Origin of the sequence: Sphingobacterium daejeonense, from assembly GCF_901472535.1 — a bacterium.
In the GTDB taxonomy this organism is placed as follows: domain Bacteria; phylum Bacteroidota; class Bacteroidia; order Sphingobacteriales; family Sphingobacteriaceae; genus Sphingobacterium; species Sphingobacterium daejeonense.
The window spans coordinates 4,713,675-4,732,363 of the sequence record NZ_LR590470.1; the positions used below are offsets into that span (position 1 = coordinate 4,713,675).

The following is an 18,689-nucleotide window of genomic DNA, read 5'->3' on the forward strand; positions in this document are numbered from 1 at the left end:
AATAATTTTGTGCTTGGATTTTTACGTCAACACATCAAGTGAGTATTTTAAGCACAGAACAAGTCAGCCATTCTTACAACGACAAATGGTTATTTACTGATCTTCATTTTGCCTTACAAAAAGGAGATCGTGTGGCATTGGTCGGTATTAATGGTACCGGTAAATCTACACTATTAAAAATATTAGCAGAGATCGTTATTCCCAATAAAGGAAAGGTAGTCAAAGAAAAGGGATTAAGAGTCGGATACCTGCCTCAGGATCCAGATTTCTCTGACCTGAAGACCATCAACGATTTTATTTTCAGCGCCGACAACGAACAACAGCAATTAATCAAAGAATATGAGGAACTTATTGAAAATGAAGATGTTACCTCTAAAAAATTCTTAGAAATAACTGAAAAGCTTACCGCATTGAATGCTTGGGAATATGAAAATAACATCAAGACTATTCTCAGCAGGTTTCAGATCACCAATTTTGATCAGAGAATTGATTCATTGAGTGGAGGTCAGAAAAAGCGTCTAGCATTGGCGAAATTATTGATAGATGAACCCGATATTTATATACTGGATGAGCCTACCAACCACTTGGATATTGAGACTATCGAATGGGTAGAAAAGCTTTTGACCACAGGTAACAAAACAGTTTTGCTAGTTTCCCACGACAGGTATTTTTTAGACAACATCTGTACGGAGATTCGTGAGCTGGACAAAAGTCAGGTCTTTCTTTACAAAGGGAACTATGCTTATTTCTTGGAGAAGAAAGCAGAGCGGGAGGCCAATGAAATTTTGGCTGCAGACAAGGCGAGGAACCTTTGGAGAAAAGAACTTGATTGGATGCGGAGACAACCTCAAGCTCGTGGTACAAAAGCCAAGGCAAGGATAGAATCTTTTTATGATTTAGAAGAAAAATCCAAGGGACCAAGGAAGAAGGACCAGGTAGAATTGAGCATGCAAGTTTCGAGGCAAGGAAACAAAATTCTTGAAATTAATGAAGCCTCATTTGCTGTTCCCAACAAGAACATCCTCTCCCCTTTTACCTATACTTTCAAGAAGTCGGACCGTATTGGCTTAGCCGGAAAAAATGGTAGTGGCAAGACCACTTTCCTTAATCTTATTACTGGAAATATCCAGCCGACCAGCGGTTCAGTTTCTATCGGTGAAACGACAAAGTACGGTTACTATAGACAAGAGGGTTTAAGTTTCAAATCCGATGAAAGAGTCTTGGACATTGTAAAAAATGTTGCGGACTACATTGAAATGATAAATGGAGAAGTGATCACTGCCTCCCAATTATTGACTAAATTTCTCTTCCCTCCTGAAAAGCAATTTGGGTTTGTGAGCAAGCTGAGTGGTGGCGAAAAGAAGAGGCTTCAGTTGATGCGTGTGCTGATGGCGAACCCGAACTTTTTGATTCTCGATGAGCCTTCCAATGATCTTGACATTGATACGTTGAATGTCTTGGAAGAGTTCTTGGAAAATTTTCCAGGGGTATTGGTATTGGTTTCGCATGACCGCTACCTGATCGACAAGCTGACCGAGCAGCTCTTCATTTTCCCGGGAGATGGAAACATCGTTATCTATAATGGTAACTATGCGGACTACAAACTGGAGCAAGAAGCATTGGTGAAAAAACCAGAAAAGAAAATAGAAAAAGCGAAGGCGCCAGAGAAGAAACAGAAGCTGAACTTCAAGGAGCAGAAAGAATTTGAAGGGCTGGAAAATGAAATTGCGGAACTAGAGGAAAAGGTAAATTCACTGACCGAGGAACTTTCAAAAACGGCGGACCACGTAGAGCTTCAGAAGATCGCCGAGGAGATCGAAAAAACAAAAACCACTCTCGACGAGAAGACCGAGAGATGGATGGAACTAGCAGAGTTTATATAGCGTTTCACGTGAAACTCCAACAAGGAGATTGAAAAGAGTTTCACGTGAAACTAGAAAAAGATATATGTTCAATAAATATAATGTCATTGTAGTTGGAGCCGGCCATGCCGGATGTGAGGCGGCAGCAGCAGCTGCCAATTTAGGTTCATCGGTTTTATTGATCACCATGAACATGGGCGTTATTGCCCAAATGAGTTGCAACCCCGCAATCGGCGGAGTAGCAAAAGGACAGATCGTAAGAGAGATCGACGCCATGGGTGGATACACCGGAATCATCGCCGATAAGTCAACCATACAATTCAGGATGCTCAATAAATCCAAAGGTCCCGCTATGTGGAGCCCAAGGACACAGAACGACAGAATGCGCTTTGCAGAAGAATGGAGATTGACACTCGAGTCAATCCCAAATCTGGATATGTGGCAAGATACCGTCAAAGAAGTAATCGTAGAAAACGGACAAGCTAAAGGAGTGATAACCTCCATGGGAATCCGTATCGAAGCTGATGCCGTAGTATTAACAAACGGGACTTTCCTTAACGGTGTAATCCATGTGGGTGAGAAAAAATTCGGCGGCGGTAGAACTGGTGAAAAAGCAGCAACCGGACTGACCGAACAGTTGGTATCACTAGGTTTCGAATCCGGAAGAATGAAAACTGGAACTCCCCCACGCGTGGATGGAAGAAGCCTGAATTATGAACTGATGGAAGAACAATGGGGAGATGTTTCACGTGGAAGATTCTCTTATACCGATGTTGAAATTCCACAGGAACAGCGGTGTTGTTGGATCACTTACACCAACTCAGCAGTACACGAAATATTGAAGACTGGATTTGAAAAGTCTCCTATGTTCACCGGAAGAATCAAAGGACTCGGACCTCGATACTGCCCTTCCATCGAAGATAAAATCAATAGATTCGCAGAACGTGAAAGACACCAAATATTCGTGGAACCGGAAGGTTTCAGAACAGTGGAAATTTATGTCAACGGTTTCTCAACATCTCTCCCAGAAGACGTACAGCTAAAAGCTTTGCAACTCATACCAGGATTTGAAAATGCCAAAATGTACAGACCGGGATATGCCATAGAATATGACTACTTCCCTCCTATGCAACTCGACCTGACATTGGAAACACTATCCGTAAAACACCTCTTCTTCGCAGGACAGATTAACGGAACAACAGGATACGAAGAAGCAGCAGCACAAGGATTCGTCGCTGGTATAAATGCACACCAAAGAATCAACGATCAACACGAACTCATCCTGAAAAGATCCGAATCCTATATAGGTGTACTGATCGATGACCTCGTAACAAAAGGTACTGATGAACCCTACCGTATGTTCACATCAAGAGCTGAACATAGACTTCTACTTAGACAGGATAATGCCGATATCAGACTGACACCAATGGCACATAAATTGGGATTGGTATCCGATGAAAGACTTCAAAAAGTTAATGACAAAATCAATAACTCCGATAGAATTGTAGACTACCTTAAAAATAATTCAATAGGTACATCAGAGATGAACCCAATACTGGAGGAAAAAGGTTCAAGTCCAATAACCCAAAAATCAAGACTCTTCGGAATCCTGTCAAGACCACAAATTGAAATCGAAGACATTATCAAAGCTGATAAAGACTTTGCTGAATTCATTACTAATTTTGATGAAGACAACATAGAACAGGCAGGCATCAAAGTTAAATACGATAGCTACTTCGAGAAAGAAATGGAAATCGTGAACAAGATGAAGAAAATGGAAGACAAAGAAATCAATCCGGAATTTGACTATAATTCATTAACTTCACTATCAATTGAAGCTAGACAAAAACTGTTGAAGGTAAAACCAAGAACACTTGGACAAGCATCTAGAATTTCAGGGGTATCACCGGCAGATATCAGCGTTTTGATGGTACACATGAGTTAAATAACTGATTTTCAGTAGTTTAAACAATAAAAACAATAAGCTAAAATAAAACGATTTAAGACACTATTTTAAATTTTATGACTCAGCTATCCAAAAAAGATAATAATTCGTTAAATCGCCTTAAAACAGCTTTATTTCCAAACCTAATCTTTTTAGGTCTTGCATTCATGATATCATTGAGTTTTATCCAATGTGCAAACATGCAAAGACCAACTGGAGGACCAAAAAGATTCTACACCACCAGAATTATTAGGAGTCACACCCCCTAACCTATCCAAAAATTTTAAGGAGAAAGTTATCGAAATGACTTTTGATGAATTTATAAAAACGGTGAACCCAGGAAAGGAATTCAATATCTCTCCGGATGTAGAAACTCAACCAATCTATAAAGTCAGGAAAAAAAGATTCATCATCGAATTGCCAGATTCATTGGAAGAAAATACAACCTATACTATAAATTTTGGTAAAGGCCTAGTCGACTTCAATGAAGGAAATCCATTTATCAATTACAACTATGTATTTGCCACTGGTGATGAATTAGATTCTTTGAGCATTTCAGGAAGAGTGCTGAATGGATATACCAAAGACTTTAATCTTGAAAAAGACAAAGAAGTCATTGCTATTCTTATTCCTACTTCTCGCGATTCTATCTTTGGTAAAAAAGAAAGCTTCTTATTACACAACTGTAGACTCATCCGGAAATTTTAGTTTCAATAACCTCAGGGAAGATACATACAGGGTTTATGCATTAAAAGACATGAACAATGATAAGGTCTATAATGGAAATGATGAATGGATAGGATTTTTAAATGATAGTATTACCCTTAATCAAAATGTTTCAGGACTGCTATTGGAATACACGAAGGGTGTCCCTAACATATTCAGGAATCTAGAGAAAAAAATTGATAACGATGGAGCCATATTATTGACGTTTAATCGTCCATTACAGGAACCAGATTTACGAATAATATCTCCTAATCAATTGGATAACAATAAATTAATCAAATACAAACCTACTTTAGATACTGCGAAAATCTATTTGGAAAATCTAGAATTTGATTCTTTAAAGATTGAAGTGGCTGAAAATAACACTCCAATTGATACTATAGATTTAAGGAAAGCTAGAAACCTAAAAATAGACAATACTATTGTTCCTAAATTGAACATCAACAATAAGGTTGATAGAATAAAACATATTGAATTTACATCTGAATACCCAATTGCATCGGTTGATAAAAATAAAATACTAATATTGGAAGATTCTGTTTCTAGAAGGAACTTCCAGCTGCAAACAAGATTCATTGAATAGGGAAATGTACCATATCCGATTCAATTGGAGACCAAACAGAAATTATGAGCTTGTAGTACAAGAAGGTGCTATTTTAGGTCCATTTGATGAAACAAACAAAGAGTTTAAATCTCAGTTTACGTTGAATGAAACGAGAATTACGGCGATATAAACCTCACATTTACAGGTTTGGATTCTGCTCAGAATTATATCGTAGAATTGATCGATGAAACCAAAAGAAAATTGTTTGATGTCAGAAAATTACCTGCAGATAAAATCATGCGATATATTAAATTTCCAGGTGGCAAATATTCTATACGTTTGATTGAAGATGCCAATAACAATGGCAAATGGGACGCTGGTGATGTATATAAGGGAATCCAGGCAGAAAGAATCTGGTATCTGGATAGAACATTTACAATAAGGGCAAATTGGGAGCAGAATGAAACAATAGATGTTTCATTTAAATAGCTACTCAGTAAACCAAGATGAATAAAGCACATAATTGTGCGGTAATTTTCTTTAATAAATTAAGCTGCTCATCGGTGAGCGGCTTAATTTTTTTGGCAGGAACACCAGCGTAGAGAAATCCAGATTCACAAACCATATTTTCCAAGACTACAGCTCCTGCTGCAATAATAACATTCGACTGAATATGTGCCTTATCCATTACAATCGCACCCATACCTATTAACACATAATCATCTATCACACAACCATGTACGATAGCATTGTGACCGATATTAACATAGTTACCAACATCAGTACCGTTCTTCTCATAGGTACCGTGAATAGTCACATTATCTTGGATATTGGAGTAATTACCTATCTTAATATAATTAACGTCACCACGAATAACTGCATTAAACCAAACCGAACAGTGTGAACCTATAGTTACATCACCTACAATAGTACAATTAGGCGCTATAAAGCTATCTCCCTCTATTTCTGGTGTTTTCCCTTTAACTGGTAAAATCGTCGCCATAAATTGAATTAAACAATAATATTAAAGAATTGTATCTTCCAATACTTCAGCATGGTTCGGATAATCCGTAGTATAATGAAGTCCCCTACTCTCTTTCCTCTGCATTGCTGATTTTTACAACAAGGTAAGCAACCTGAATAACATTACGCAACTCACATAACTTGACAGAAAGCTTAGTGTTCTTATAAAAAGACTCTGTTTCTTCATGTAAAAGACCTAACCTACGCATAGCTCTTTCCAATCTAAAATCAGATCGTACGATACCTACATAATCACTCATCAAATTTTTGTGTTTCACGTAGATTGTGCGTAACCAAAATATCCTCGTTCAATAATTGAGTATTCGACTCATCCCAAGATGGTACATGATCCTGAAATTCAAGGTTAGCAATATGCTTGCTTGCATCTTCGAAAATACGATGTGCATAAACTGCCGCCTCTAGTAAAGAATTGGAAGCCAACCTATTAGCACCGTGTAATCCTGTTGATGAACATTCACCACAAGCATATAGACTCTTAATAGAAGTAGCCCATATTCATCAACCAGAATTCCTCCACATAAATAGTGGGCAGCAGGACTTAACAGGAATAAGATCTTTGGTCATATCCAATCCTATAGAAAGACACTTTTCATAGATATTTGGAAAATGCGATAATATATCTGCTTTAGATCGATGTCTAATATCCAGGTAAACATAATCCAAACCTGATTTCTTCATCTCAGCATCAATTGCTCGAGCGACAATATCCCTTGGAGCTAATGAACCTCTTTCATCATATTCCTCCATAAAAGACTCACCATTCGCTCTTTTTAAAATACCACCAAATCCTCTTACAGCTTCAGAAATAAGAAAAGCAGGATATTCCCTTGGATTATAAAGAGCCGTAGGATGGAATTGAATGAATTCCATATTTCTAACTTTACCTTTTGCTCGATAAACCATGGCAATACCATCACCTGTTGCAATGGTAGGATTTGTAGTACTAGAATAAATATGGCCAGCACCTCCAGTTGCCATTAAAGTGATTTTTGAAAGGATCTTTTCAACATGCCCTGTTTGTGTATTAAAAGCATATATACCAAAGCAATTGATATCATTCGTCCGTTTATCCACATGTACACCCAGATGATGTTGAGTAATCAAGTCAACGGCAAAGTAATGTGTTAATATCTCAATATTAGGTTCAGCATGTACTTTTTCCAATAGAGCACGCTCAATCTCATAACCCGTAATATCCTTATAATGAAGGATTCTATGTTCTGAATGGCCACCTTCTCGAGCTAAATCATATTCACCAGAATCTTCCTTGTCAAAAGTTGTCCCATAAGAAATTAACTCTGCAATGCGTTCTGGACCTTCTTTAACAACGTTTTCCACAACTTGCGCATCACATAAATCCATCACCTGCAATTAAGGTATCCTCAATATGCTTATCAAAGCTATCATCTTCATCGGTAACGACGGCGACTCCACCCTGAGCATATTTCGTATTTGACTCATCCTCATTGGATTTCGTCACGATCAGTACTTTCCCAAGCTTCGCTGCTTTTAGTGCAAAACTCAATCCGGCAATACCGGAACCAACGATCAAAAAATCAACTTTTCTATCTAGCATGTAATCTTAATTGTAGATGCTTTCTTTAATTCCTATTAAACCAACAAATTAACAAATAATGTGCAAAACGTGTAAATAACTCGTGGATTAAAATGTAAAACTTCTTTTATTTCCACAATACTAGCAATTTTCACACATGTATTACCAAAATATTAAGAGAATATGATTCAAATATTAACAACTTCCGAACAATTATAATTTCACATCAAAATATGGAAAAAATAAATGGTCAAAAACGAGAGGATTGAAAATCAATACTTAAGCCCCAGAAACCTGTGGATAAATTGTGAATAACTATAGAATATCCACTAAAAAAAATAAATTTCAATTGAATTATCCCCATTTTCCACATGCTAATAAACAACAAGATTCTTCTTTAAAAAAAGAGTTATTATTTATTGAAAAAAAGGAATGTGGATTTCGTTTCGTTTTCTTTCTTTACTTTTGTGATGTTAGGTAGTCAAAGAGAAAGTAATCAACTTAGAAAAACCAAATGAATACAACATTTGAAACAGACTTAGTGGCTAAGGGATATATTGATGTTGCAATAGATCCAAGCTTAGATTTGGTAAAAGAAATTGAAAGACTTAAGAAGGAGAAAAATGCAGTTATATTGGCTCATTACTATCAAGAGTCTGAAATTCAGGATATAGCAGATTATATTGGAGATAGTCTAGGCTTGTCCCAACAAGCAGCTAAAACAGATGCTGACGTAATCGTATTTGCTGGGGTACATTTCATGGCTGAAACTGCTAAGATATTATCTCCATCGAAAAAAGTTCTATTACCAGATTTAAAAGCAGGATGTTCATTATCAGATAGTTGTCCTCCACACCTTTTTGCTAAATTTAAAGAGAAGTACCCTGATCACTTGGTGATTACCTATGTCAACTGTACAGCTGAACTAAAAGCACTCTCGGATATTGTCTGTACTTCTTCGAATGCTGTTCAGATTGTGGAAAGCTTGCCTGAAGATCAAAAGATTATTTTTGGGCCTGATCGTAACCTTGGCGATTATGTCAAGAAAAAGACAGGTAGAGATTTAGTACTTTGGAATGGCGCATGTATGGTCCATGAAATCTTTTCTCAAGAAAAAATCGATGCGTTGAGGGCAGAATATCCAAATGCTAAATTTATTGCTCATCCAGAATGTGAAGAGCATATCTTGGCACAAGCAGATTATATCGGTTCAACATCTGGTATGTTGAAATTTAACAATTGAAGATCCAACAGACACCTTTATTGTAGCAACAGAATCTGGTATTTTACATCAAATGCAAAAAGCCAGCCCTTCAAAAACATTTATTCCAGCTCCTCCAAACAATTTATGTGCTTGCAATGATTGCCCACACATGAAATTGAATACATTGGAGAAACTTTACAATTGTTTGTACTACGAACAACCAGAAATTACACTTCCTGAAGATATTATCATTCGTGCGCAAAAACCTATCGAAAGAATGCTTGATATCTCAGCAAAACTAGGATTATAAGATGAGTATATTTGAAAATAGCGAAAGAACAAACTTAAATGAACTTGGTGAATTTGGTCTCATAAATCATCTGACCCAATCTGTCGTATTATCGCAAAAAAGCACCATCAAAGGAATTGGAGATGATGCAGCAGTATTGGATTTTTCCGGCAAAAAAACATTGATTTCAACTGATTTATTGTTAGAAAATGTTCATTTCGACCTTCGCTATGTACCCCTAAAACATTTAGGATATAAAGCCATTCAAGTCAACTTGAGTGATATTTATGCCATGAATGGGATTGCCAGTCAAGTGACTATTTCAATTGGCTTATCTTCAAAATTTCCGCTTGAAGCAGTTGAGGAAATTTATGAAGGCGCTTTACTTGCTTGCCAAAATTATAATGTAGATCTAATTGGTGGTGATACGAGCACTTCAACTCAAGGACTTGTTATTTCTGTTACAAGCATAGGATATGCTGATAATGAAAATATAGCCTATCGATCTGCTGCCAAAGAAGGGGATTTAATATGTGTTTCAGGAGATTTAGGTGGAGCATACTTAGGTCTTCAGTTATTGGAAAGAGAGAAACAGATCTTCCTTGAAAACCCTAATATTCAACCTGACTTAGAAGGTAAGGACTATATTATTGAGCGACAATTGAAACCTGAAGCGCGTAAAGATATTGTCGAATTATTAGCTTCAATGGACATTAAGCCACACGCTATGATTGATGTATCTGATGGCCTGGCTTCTGAGATCCTGCATATCTGTAGAGAATCCAATGTCGGTTGTAAACTTTACGAAGAAAAAATTCCTATCGATCCCATGACTTATGAAACTGCTCGTGAGTTTGGGTTGGACCCAACTGTCTGTGCATTAAGCGGTGGTGAAGATTATGAATTGTTGTTCACTGTTCCGCAAAATGATTACGAAAAGTTGAAAAATAACATGGAAATTAGTATTATTGGACATATTACCGAACCATCTGCTGGATGTTTGTTGGTTTCCAAATCTGGAAATGTACACGAACTTAAAGCTCAAGGTTGGAATGCTTTTAAAAGCGGAACCGAATAATTAACCAATAATAGTATGTTTTGGAATGGAATGAGTTTTTAAAAACAGCTCATGAGCTTACCAATAGGCTCAGTGTGGCTAATAGTAGGGAATTTAATGATCATTTAGATTTAAAACTCGATCTTTATTACTTTATTTACGATTGTATAAATCCTCAAATAATCACTTGTTCCGATGGTATTTCCAATGTGTTGGGATATAATCCTATAGACTTTACTTTAGAAAAATTTTTCGATCTAATACATCCCGATGATAAGGATATTTTTATGAAACATGAGCATCTAGCGCTAGATTTCTGCCTGTCATTGGAAATTGAAAAACAAAAAGACTATAAAATTATCCATGATTTCAGAATGAGAAAATCAGATGGATACTACCTTAGGATAATGCAACAAACAGCTGCTTACGAAATTTCTGAAAGTGCTGTTTTAAAAACCATAATTCAGCATATGGACATTACGAATATTAAAGCTTCTCCTGTCCCTGAATTACATTTTATTGGTAGAAATGGTCATCCATCTTACTATAATATTGAAACTAAGGCTGATATTGTAAAAAGATCAACCCTTAAGTTCACTAAAAGAGAATTGGAAATATTGAATTTATTGGATCAAGCAAATACCAGCGAAGAAATAGCAAACAAACTTTTTATCAGTATCCATACCGTTAGGACACACCGAAAGAATTTGTTACATAAAACTGGTTGTGAAAATACAATTGATCTGTTGAAGATTGTGAAAACACTTAAATTATTATAAAAAAAGGCTTTATAAAAGCCTTTTTTTATGTCTGAATAACTCCAACATTGTATCTTCCGATATCCGTATTGTGGGATGCAGCTTCAATACCCATAGAAATTATTTTCCTGGTCTCCGCCGGATCAATAACTCCGTCTACCCATAAACGGGACGCAGCATAGTAAGGACTCAATTGTTCATTATACTGCTCTTCAATTTCTTTGAGCAATTTTGATTTTTCCTCCTCACCCAGTGTTACATTTTTTGATTTCAATGTTGCTTCTTGAATCTGAAGCAATGTTTTTCCAGCTGAAGCACCGCTCATTACCGCAATTTTAGCTGTTGGCCACGCGTAGATCAAATCTAGGATCATAGGCCTTCCCACACATAGCATAATTACCGGCACCATAACTGTTACCAACCATAAAAGTAAATTTTGGAACCACGGAGTTAGCCATCGCATTGACCATTTTTGCACCATCCTTAATGATGCCGCCGTGTTCCGCCCTAGATCCAACCATAAAACCCGTAATATCCTGAAAAAATACCAATGGTATTTTCTGCTGGTTACAATTCATAATGAAACGTGCTGCCTTATCTGCTGAATCTGAATAGATAACACCACCCATCTGCATTTCTGTTGAATTGCCAGGCTTCTTAGCTTTGACAACCTCACGCTGATTAGCTACTATACCAACCGCCCATCCGTCAACTCGTGCCAATGCGCAAATCAAGGTTTTGCCATAATCTTTTTTATACTCCTCCAATGAATCCTTATCCACGATACATTTCAGGATTTCAACCATATTATATGGCTTTAATCTATCTTCCGGTAAATAATCATAAAGTTTGTCCATTGGATATTCCGGTGATTGAGCTTCTATCCTGGAATAATCATAGGTAGGCTCTGAACCGAATTTGTCTACAATATTCTTGATAGCATCTAAACAGCTCTCATCATTCGGAAATTTATTGTCTGTTACTCCAGATATTTCACAGTGTGTATCTGCACCACCTAAGGTTTCATTATCAATATTTTCCCCTATAGACGATTTTACCAAATATGAACCTGCTAAGAATACAGAACCCGTACCTTCAACGATCAAAGCATAATCTGACATAATGGGAAGGTAGGCACCTCCCGCTACACATGAACCCATAATAGCTGAAATCTGAGGGATACCCATGGAAGATATCTTAGCATTGTTTCTGAATATTCGACCAAAGTGCTCTTTATCAGGAAATATCTCAGCTTGCATCGGTAGATAAACTCCTGCAGAATCAACTAAATATATAATTGGAATATGATTTTCCATGGCTATTTCTTGAGCTCTCAGGTTTTTCTTACAGGTCATTGGGAACCATGCTCCAGCTTTTACAGTCGCATCGTTTGATACAATGACACATAACCTTCCCTTTACATAACCCAACACCACGACTACTCCTGCATTGGGGCAACCACCATGTTCTTTATACTGACCATCTGCCGCAAATACACCAACCTCAGTGAAATCCCTATCGTCATCTAACAGGTATAAAACCCGCTCCCAAGCCGATAGTTTACCTTTTTCATGTTGTTTTTGGATTTTGTCCAATCCGCCACCAAGCAATAATTTTTCTCTTTTCTTTTGGAGTTCGTCTAATTGGCCTCGCATAGCTTTATTGAAATAATGTAATTTATAAGTGGTGTTAATATTAAATATTTATAAATATCATAAAATATAATTTGTTTTTTATAATATTTGTAAAAAATAATTATAACCCAAATATAAACTTAATTAAAATAATATTATGCATAACGTAGGTTCTAAAGAACAATTGACCTTAGTTAAGGAAAGCGCACGAAACTTCGCCAATACTTATATTAAGCCCCACGTCATGAAATGGGATGAGTCCCAAACTTTCCCGATTGAACTTTTCAAAAATTTGGGTGATCATGGATTCATGGGGATTCTTGTCCCTGAAGAATATGGCGGTTCAGGGTTGAATTACCAAGAATACATTACCATTTTAGATGAAATATCTAAAGTTTGTGGATCCATAGGACTTTCTGTTGCTGCCCACAACTCCCTATGTACAAATCATATTTTAAGTTTTGCAAATGAAGAGCAAAAAAGAAGATACCTCCCGAAATTAGCTAAAGCAGAGTGGATAGGTGCTTGGGGATTAACAGAACCAGGATCAGGATCGGATGCTGGTGGAATGAATACAACAGCCGTTCAAGATGGTGATTATTTTATATTGAATGGTGACAAAACTTTTATTACGCATGCAATTTCTGGAGATGTGGCAGTAGTAATGGCGAGAACGGGTGAAAAAGGCGATAAAAAAGGTATTTCTGCATTTATTGTGGAAAAAGGAATGGAAGGATTTACTGCAGGTGCTAAAATGGATAAACTCGGAATGCGTGCATCTGAAACAGGATCTTTATTCTTTGATAACTGTAGAATCCATAAAGATCAATTGATAGGTGAAATCGGAGACGGATTTGTTCAAGCGTTGAAATTATTAGATGGTGGTAGAATTTCTATTGCTGCACTTTCATTAGGTATTGCTAGAGGTGCTTATGAATGTGCTCTGAAATATGCAAACGAACGTGAACAATTTCAAACGAAAATTTTTGATTTCCAAGCGGTTGGTTTTAATTTAGCAGATATGGCGACCAAGATCAATGCATCTGAATTATTGATCCGTCAAGCAGGAGATTTAAAAGACAATGGTTTAAAAGTAACTAAAGAAGGAGCAATGGCTAAATTGTTTGCATCAGAAACAGCGGTGGAAGTGTCAAACGAAGCTGTACAAATTCTCGGTGGTTATGGTTTTACCAAAGATTTTCCTGCAGAAAAATACTTTAGAGATGCTAAATTATGTACCATTGGTGAAGGAACAAGCTCAATTCAAAGAATGGTAATAGCTAGAGAAATTAAAAAAGATGTACAATAACAATAATGTAAGCTTGGTAGATTGCCCCAGAGATGCTATTCAGGGAATAAAAAACCAGATACCTACACAAAAAAAGATTGCCTATATCAATCAATTGATCGAAAGTAAATTGTTTGATTGTATAGATTTTGGAAGTTTTGTATCTCCAAAAGCTGTTCCGCAACTTAGTGATACGGTTGAAGTAATCAAAGGATTGGAAAAGAATGACCAAGTGAAGTTGTTGGCGATTATTGCAAACATAAGAGGTGCCGAAATTGGATCAAAAATCGATAAAATAGATTATTTAGGGTATCCATTTTCTATCTCAGAAACATTTCAAAAAAACAATACCAATGCTAATATTGCTCAAGCATTTGAAACTGTAAAAGAAATGGTGGATATTATAAACAAAGGTAATCAAGAGCTCGTAGTTTATATTTCTATGGCGTTTGGTAATCCTTACGGAGATCATTGGGATATGGATTTAGTATCCCAATGGGTTTCCAATTTGAAAAATATCGGTGTTAGGAATTTCTCGATTGCTGATACAACATCTGAAGCCACTCCTGAATCTATTCATGACCTTTTTCATAAATTGACAAAGGAACATGAGGATATTTCTTTTAGCGTACATCTACATTCACCTGTAGAAAGTGCTTTACTAAAAATTGATGCAGCATATGCTGCTGGGTGTAGGAGATTTGAAGGAGCAATTTTAGGCTATGGTGGATGTCCTTTTGCAAAAGATGAATTGGTCGGAAATATACCGTCAGAATTGCTGGTTGACCGTTTTGGCAAAGGAAGTTTCGAAGACGTTTCTAAATTGATGCAAGGATTTCAAAATTTGATCAACAATGAATTATAATTTCATAAAAACTGAGATAAAAGATCATGTATTTACTTTGACATTAGACAGGGAGGCTAAACGCAATGCTTTTACGCCTACAACTGTTAATGAAATTGCGCATGCTCTAAAGCGAGCAAATGACAATGATGATATCCATGTTTTGGTGTTGAAAGCAAATGGCCCTGTATTCTGTGCGGGAATGGATCTAAAGACCTTTCAAAATAAGGAATTGGATACTCCCAATCCAGAAATTAAAAATCAAGATATTTCATTAGGTGAGGTATTCGATAATTTCAACAAACCTTCTATTGCGGTTGTACAAGGAGATGTAATAGCGGGTGGATTTTTATATATCTTGGGCTGTACCTATGTTTTTGCCAAGACTGACCTAAATTTTAGGCTTCCAGAAATAGCATTACGTATTTTCCGTTTCAAGTGATGGCTGGACTCAGAAGAATAATGCCTGAAAAGAAAGTACTACAGCTATGTTTAGATCCCAATCCATTTAATACCGAAAAAGCAATCGAAATGGGATTGGTTGACGGTTACCTTGAACAAATGGATTTGGAAACTTTCGTGGGTTCTTTTGCGGGAAAAAGTGGTTTTGCAATGAAGCAGGAATAGAAGCATTAAAGGCAATCCGTGATATAGAAAGCTCAAAGCAATATGATTTCTTGTTACAGGCTTTGGATAAACTGAAAGATAGAGAAGAAGTGAAAAAATCTATGGATGAAAAGCTCAATAAAAACTAAGAAACTTTCTTTTCAATCCAGAAATTATTGAATCCCAAACCAATTTCAATATCTAATAATTTCTGTTGTAACATTTCCAGCATAGCCAAGAAATTATAGACAAATTGAACTTTGTTTTCAGAATTCTTTGCCAATTGCGAAAAATCCAATGATTTATTGATTTCAATTAATTCGGCAATTGCTTTCTTTTGTTGTTCTATGCTGTAAGGATATTTTACAACGGTATGTGTGACATCTTGAACTCTATGGGAATAGTTATACATCACTCTTTCATATACCAACATCAGTTTATACAGGTCGAATGTAGAAAGTTCCTCTTCTAGAGTTTGGGCTTTAGCTTCACGGGCAATTTTAAGATCTTGATCTGTATTTCCTCTTTCATAATACTTCCCTCTCCTATCCTCCAATACTTTCAGCTCTTCACAAACTTCTTTAAACTGCTTATAGAGCATAAGTTTTTGGACAAGTTCCTTTTTAAGGTCGATTTCATTTTCATTCTCGTCCAGTTCAGGCCTTGGCAACAGCATTTTGGCCTTGATACGCATCAATGTTGAAGCTACGAAAATAAATTCTGAAGCCAATTCAATGTTTAGGGCCTGCATATGTTGGATATAGGCCAGGAAATCATCCGTTATTTTTGAAATGGGAATATCGTGGATATTGAGCTCATCACGTTCTATAAAGAAACAATAATAAGTCAAAAGGACCCTGAAATTGAGCTAATTTTATTTCGTAGTTCGTAGCTTCCATAGAATATGCCAAAAATAAGGATTTGGTCCAATAAATGGTGATATTGTTTTGAATAAAGCAAAACAATGCTACCTATTAAATTGTATATATATTCTATAGTTAAAAGAATAAATTGTTACTTTGTATCTTATTTTGAAAAATTTTCATTTATGCAGGTAGAAGCAGGACCGCTATTACAACAGATTCAATTTCCATCTGACCTCCGCAATCTGAAGGAGTCAGAACTTGAGGAAGTTTGTAAGGAGCTAAGACAGTTTATCATCGATATCGTGTCTGTAAATGGCGGACATTTTGCAGCTAGTTTAGGCGTTGTTGAATTGACCGTAGCGTTGCATTATGCATTGAATACACCCTATGATCAGGTGATTTTTGATGTAGGGCATCAAGCTTATGGACATAAGATATTGACGGGAAGAAGGGATGATTTTCACACCAATCGTATTATTGGTGGTATTTCTGGTTTTCCTAAACGCAGTGAAAGTGAATATGATGCATTTGGTGTTGGTCACTCCTCAACATCCATCTCTGCAGCTCTCGGTATGGCCGTAGCATCAGCTTATAAAGGTGAAACCGATAGACAACATGTTGCCATTATTGGAGATGGTGCGCTGACCGGCGGGATGGCGTTTGAAGCCCTAAACCACGCTGGTATAGAAAAATCAAACCTATTGGTTATTCTAAATGACAACTGTATGTCCATTGACCCAAATGTGGGTGCAATGAAAGAATATTTAACAAGCATTACAACTTCAAAAAGCTATAATAGATTCAGAGATGATTTGGTTTCTGTATTGGAAAAGATCTCTAAAAAGGGTCCTAATGCATACGGCTGGGCAAAAAAAACTTGAACAGAGCATTAAAGGAACTCTTTTAAAGAACTCTAATCTATTTGAATCTTTAAACTTTAGATATTTTGGACCTGTTGATGGTCATGATGTCAATAAACTTGTAAAGACAATTGAGGACCTGAAACATATCAATGGTCCAAAGCTTTTGCATGTGGTTACTGTAAAAGGTAAAGGCTATGCACTGGCAGAAAAAGATCAAACAAAATGGCATGCTCCAGGCTTGTTTGATAAAATAACGGGAGAAATCAAGAAATCTATCTCTGAAAAGCCACAGCCTCCAAAATATCAAGATGTATTTGGACACAGTTTGGTGGAACTTGCAGAACAGAATAAAGATATAATGGGTATTACCCCAGCAATGCCTAGTGGTTCATCGATGAATATCATGATGGAAAGCTATGCCTGATAGGGCGTTTGATGTAGGTATTGCCGAACAACATGCTGTTACATTCAGTGCAGGCTTGGCAGCACAAGGCTTGGTGCCTTTTTGTAATATCTATTCTTCTTTTATGCAGAGAGCATACGACCAGGTCATCCATGATGTAGCCCTTCAGAAGCTCAATGTAGTGTTTTGTTTGGATAGAGCAGGCTTGGTAGGTGCAGATGGACCAACACATCATGGAGCGTATGATATCGCATTTATGCGATGTGTGCCAAACATGATTGTTTCATCGCCAATGAACGAAGAAGAGATGAGAAACTTAATGTATACCGCACAATTACCAGATAAGGGACCATTTACAATCCGTTACCCTCGTGGTAATGGGGTAATGCCTGACTGGAAACTTCCATTCAAAGAAATTCAAATCGGTAAAGGAAGGAAAATCTGTGACGGAGAAGAAATTGCTATATTAACATTCGGACATATCGGGAACGAAGCAAGCAAAGCTATTCTTAATTAAGAGAAGATGGTATACATCCTGCTCATTATGATTTAAGGTTTGCTAAGCCTTTGGACGAAGAGATGTTACATGAAGTGTTTAGAAAATACAACAAAGTTATAACTGTTGAAGACGGCTGTTTACCTGGAGGTATCGGTTCGCAGTATTAGAATTTATGGCTGACCATAATTATGATGCTCATGTGGTACGATTGGGAATTCCTGATGGTATAGTTGAGCATGGTGAGCAAGCTGAGTTATGGCATATCTGTGGATATGATGCTACAGGTATTGAGGATCAGGTTCGTAAATTAACTAAAGGTATAAAAACTGAAACTTTTGGTAGGATAATTGCTTATCAATAATCGGTAATCCTAAGACTTTTAATTGTCTACCTAAGGGAAGCCAACAGGCTTCCTTTTTTTATTAAAAGTTTTCCACAATTAATTTCCTAAAGCTTAATTTTTGCTTTAAAAAAGCTTTAAAAATCTTATGTAAATTATATGTGTTAATAAAATAATTTTGGGCTAATAAAATGGACAAAATATGCTAAAAATTACAATTAAAATATTGTTTATTAGATACTTGTCTTTTTTTACCTTTTTAATTTTTTAGCTCAATTTTTTTTGTCATATTCGTTGTAGGCAAAAGTTATGAACAGAATTTTGTGTCAATTATTGGTTTTCAAGTTATTAACAAATTTAGA

General features: G+C 36.5%; 17 protein-coding genes and 5 pseudogenes. 14 read left to right on the forward strand and 8 right to left on the reverse strand.

The genetic code is table 11. The annotated features are described in order from the left end of the window. The first annotated feature begins 38 nt into the window (after positions 1–38). From FGL31_RS22370 to FGL31_RS22390, 6 genes are all read left to right on the forward strand, one after another. Complete coding sequence (locus FGL31_RS22370) at positions 39–1,883, forward strand: ABC-F family ATP-binding cassette domain-containing protein (RefSeq protein WP_138094586.1); 1,845 nt, start codon at positions 39–41, stop codon at positions 1,881–1,883. Between the two features lie 64 nt (positions 1,884–1,947). After that, entirely contained in the window at positions 1,948–3,807 is a 1,860-nt protein-coding gene (gene mnmG, locus FGL31_RS22375; protein ID WP_138094840.1) for a tRNA uridine-5-carboxymethylaminomethyl(34) synthesis enzyme MnmG, read from the forward strand. A 192-nt stretch (positions 3,808–3,999) separates the two neighbouring features. Then, the gene (locus FGL31_RS22380; protein ID WP_138094588.1) at positions 4,000–4,515 is read left to right on the forward strand and encodes an Ig-like domain-containing domain; all 516 of its coding nucleotides are present in this window, start codon (positions 4,000–4,002) and stop codon (positions 4,513–4,515) included. Next, on the forward strand, positions 4,460–5,116 hold the full coding sequence (locus FGL31_RS22385; RefSeq protein WP_138094590.1) for a peptidase associated/transthyretin-like domain-containing protein: 657 nt from the start codon (positions 4,460–4,462) through the stop codon (positions 5,114–5,116). Before FGL31_RS22380 ends, FGL31_RS22385 begins: the two co-directional genes overlap by 56 nt. Continuing rightward, positions 5,109–5,267, forward strand: a complete 159-nt coding sequence (locus FGL31_RS22870; RefSeq protein WP_171017778.1) for a hypothetical protein — start codon at positions 5,109–5,111, stop codon at positions 5,265–5,267. Before FGL31_RS22385 ends, FGL31_RS22870 begins: the two co-directional genes overlap by 8 nt. 17 nt (positions 5,268–5,284) lie before the next feature. Next, complete coding sequence (locus FGL31_RS22390; RefSeq protein WP_138094592.1) at positions 5,285–5,566, forward strand: hypothetical protein; 282 nt, start codon at positions 5,285–5,287, stop codon at positions 5,564–5,566. On the opposite strand, the pseudogene FGL31_RS22395 reads toward FGL31_RS22390, so the two are convergent. From FGL31_RS22395 to FGL31_RS27220, 6 genes and pseudogenes are all read right to left on the reverse strand, one after another. Beyond that, a pseudogene (locus FGL31_RS22395) lies at positions 5,567–6,080 on the reverse strand (gamma carbonic anhydrase family protein). Positions 6,081–6,101: 21 nt separating this feature from the next. Beyond that, positions 6,102–6,185, reverse strand: a complete 84-nt coding sequence (locus tag FGL31_RS30215) for a hypothetical protein (protein ID WP_232047194.1) — start codon at positions 6,183–6,185, stop codon at positions 6,102–6,104. Further along, positions 6,166–6,360 (reverse strand): hypothetical protein, encoded by a 195-nt coding sequence (locus FGL31_RS27205; protein ID WP_232047107.1) that lies wholly within the window; start codon positions 6,358–6,360, stop codon positions 6,166–6,168. The genes FGL31_RS30215 and FGL31_RS27205 overlap by 20 nt, the downstream gene beginning before the upstream one ends. Next, on the reverse strand, positions 6,353–6,541 hold the full coding sequence (locus tag FGL31_RS27210; protein ID WP_232047210.1) for a hypothetical protein: 189 nt from the start codon (positions 6,539–6,541) through the stop codon (positions 6,353–6,355). The genes FGL31_RS27205 and FGL31_RS27210 overlap by 8 nt, the downstream gene beginning before the upstream one ends. 42 nt (positions 6,542–6,583) lie before the next feature. After that, a pseudogene (locus FGL31_RS27215) lies at positions 6,584–7,483 on the reverse strand (L-aspartate oxidase); the annotation flags it as partial. Continuing rightward, positions 7,470–7,697 carry an FAD-binding protein gene (locus FGL31_RS27220; protein WP_232047108.1) on the reverse strand — a complete coding sequence of 76 codons (228 nt, stop codon included), beginning with the start codon at positions 7,695–7,697 and terminating at the stop codon, positions 7,470–7,472. The gene FGL31_RS27220 and the pseudogene FGL31_RS27215, both read right to left, overlap by 14 nt. A 493-nt stretch (positions 7,698–8,190) precedes the next feature. Between FGL31_RS27220 and nadA the strand changes: the two are divergent. The 3 genes and pseudogenes from nadA (at position 8,191) to FGL31_RS27225 (ending at position 11,005) form a co-directional block, all read left to right on the forward strand. Then, a pseudogene (nadA, locus tag FGL31_RS22405) lies at positions 8,191–9,190 on the forward strand (quinolinate synthase NadA). Between the two features lie 7 nt (positions 9,191–9,197). Beyond that, a complete protein-coding gene (gene thiL, locus FGL31_RS22410; protein ID WP_138094842.1) occupies positions 9,198–10,247 on the forward strand; it encodes a thiamine-phosphate kinase in 1,050 nt (349 codons plus the stop codon). Between the two features lie 20 nt (positions 10,248–10,267). Beyond that, positions 10,268–11,005: a LuxR C-terminal-related transcriptional regulator gene (locus tag FGL31_RS27225; protein WP_099369231.1), complete on the forward strand. Its 738-nt coding sequence runs from the start codon at positions 10,268–10,270 to the stop codon at positions 11,003–11,005. 25 nt (positions 11,006–11,030) lie between these two features. Here FGL31_RS27225 and FGL31_RS22420 read toward each other — a convergent pair. Then, positions 11,031–12,639: pseudogene (locus FGL31_RS22420) on the reverse strand (acyl-CoA carboxylase subunit beta). Positions 12,640–12,775: 136 nt separating this feature from the next. On the opposite strand from FGL31_RS22420, the gene FGL31_RS22425 reads away from it, so the two are divergent. From FGL31_RS22425 to FGL31_RS22875, 4 genes are read left to right on the forward strand one after another with little or no spacing between them, the layout of a single operon-like run. Then, positions 12,776–13,927, forward strand: a complete 1,152-nt coding sequence (locus FGL31_RS22425) for an acyl-CoA dehydrogenase family protein (protein WP_099369233.1) — start codon at positions 12,776–12,778, stop codon at positions 13,925–13,927. Beyond that, positions 13,917–14,771 (forward strand): hydroxymethylglutaryl-CoA lyase-like TIM-barrel protein, encoded by an 855-nt coding sequence (locus tag FGL31_RS22430; RefSeq protein WP_138094594.1) that lies wholly within the window; start codon positions 13,917–13,919, stop codon positions 14,769–14,771. The genes FGL31_RS22425 and FGL31_RS22430 overlap by 11 nt, the downstream gene beginning before the upstream one ends. Continuing rightward, positions 14,761–15,192: an enoyl-CoA hydratase/isomerase family protein gene (locus FGL31_RS22435; protein ID WP_138094596.1), complete on the forward strand. Its 432-nt coding sequence runs from the start codon at positions 14,761–14,763 to the stop codon at positions 15,190–15,192. Before FGL31_RS22430 ends, FGL31_RS22435 begins: the two co-directional genes overlap by 11 nt. Continuing rightward, complete coding sequence (locus tag FGL31_RS22875) at positions 15,192–15,377, forward strand: Clp protease/crotonase-like domain-containing protein (protein WP_171017779.1); 186 nt, start codon at positions 15,192–15,194, stop codon at positions 15,375–15,377. Before FGL31_RS22435 ends, FGL31_RS22875 begins: the two co-directional genes overlap by 1 nt. A gap of 124 nt (positions 15,378–15,501) precedes the next feature. Here the strand turns inward: FGL31_RS22875 and FGL31_RS22440 are convergent, their stop codons facing one another. Next, complete coding sequence (locus FGL31_RS22440; protein ID WP_317131120.1) at positions 15,502–16,206, reverse strand: segregation and condensation protein A; 705 nt, start codon at positions 16,204–16,206, stop codon at positions 15,502–15,504. A gap of 198 nt (positions 16,207–16,404) precedes the next feature. Between FGL31_RS22440 and dxs the strand changes: the two are divergent. Next, positions 16,405–18,348 (forward strand): annotated as a pseudogene (gene dxs / locus FGL31_RS28620) (1-deoxy-D-xylulose-5-phosphate synthase). Positions 18,349–18,689 lie beyond the last annotated feature (341 nt).

Bases quoted from the DNA above. Each gene is read 5' to 3' on its own strand.
- FGL31_RS22875 (WP_171017779.1), top strand. From the start codon at position 15,192: ATGGCTGGACTCAGAAGAATAATGCCTGAAAAGAAAGTACTACAGCTA.
- FGL31_RS27205 (WP_232047107.1), bottom strand. From the start codon at position 6,360: ATGAGTGATTATGTAGGTATCGTACGATCTGATTTTAGATTGGAAAGA.
- FGL31_RS22435 (WP_138094596.1), top strand. From the start codon at position 14,761: ATGAATTATAATTTCATAAAAACTGAGATAAAAGATCATGTATTTACT.
- FGL31_RS22430 (WP_138094594.1), top strand. From the start codon at position 13,917: ATGTACAATAACAATAATGTAAGCTTGGTAGATTGCCCCAGAGATGCT.
- FGL31_RS22425 (WP_099369233.1), top strand. From the start codon at position 12,776: ATGCATAACGTAGGTTCTAAAGAACAATTGACCTTAGTTAAGGAAAGC.
- FGL31_RS27220 (WP_232047108.1), bottom strand. From the start codon at position 7,697: ATGCTAGATAGAAAAGTTGATTTTTTGATCGTTGGTTCCGGTATTGCC.
- mnmG (WP_138094840.1), top strand. From the start codon at position 1,948: ATGTTCAATAAATATAATGTCATTGTAGTTGGAGCCGGCCATGCCGGA.
- FGL31_RS30215 (WP_232047194.1), bottom strand. From the start codon at position 6,185: ATGCAGAGGAAAGAGAGTAGGGGACTTCATTATACTACGGATTATCCG.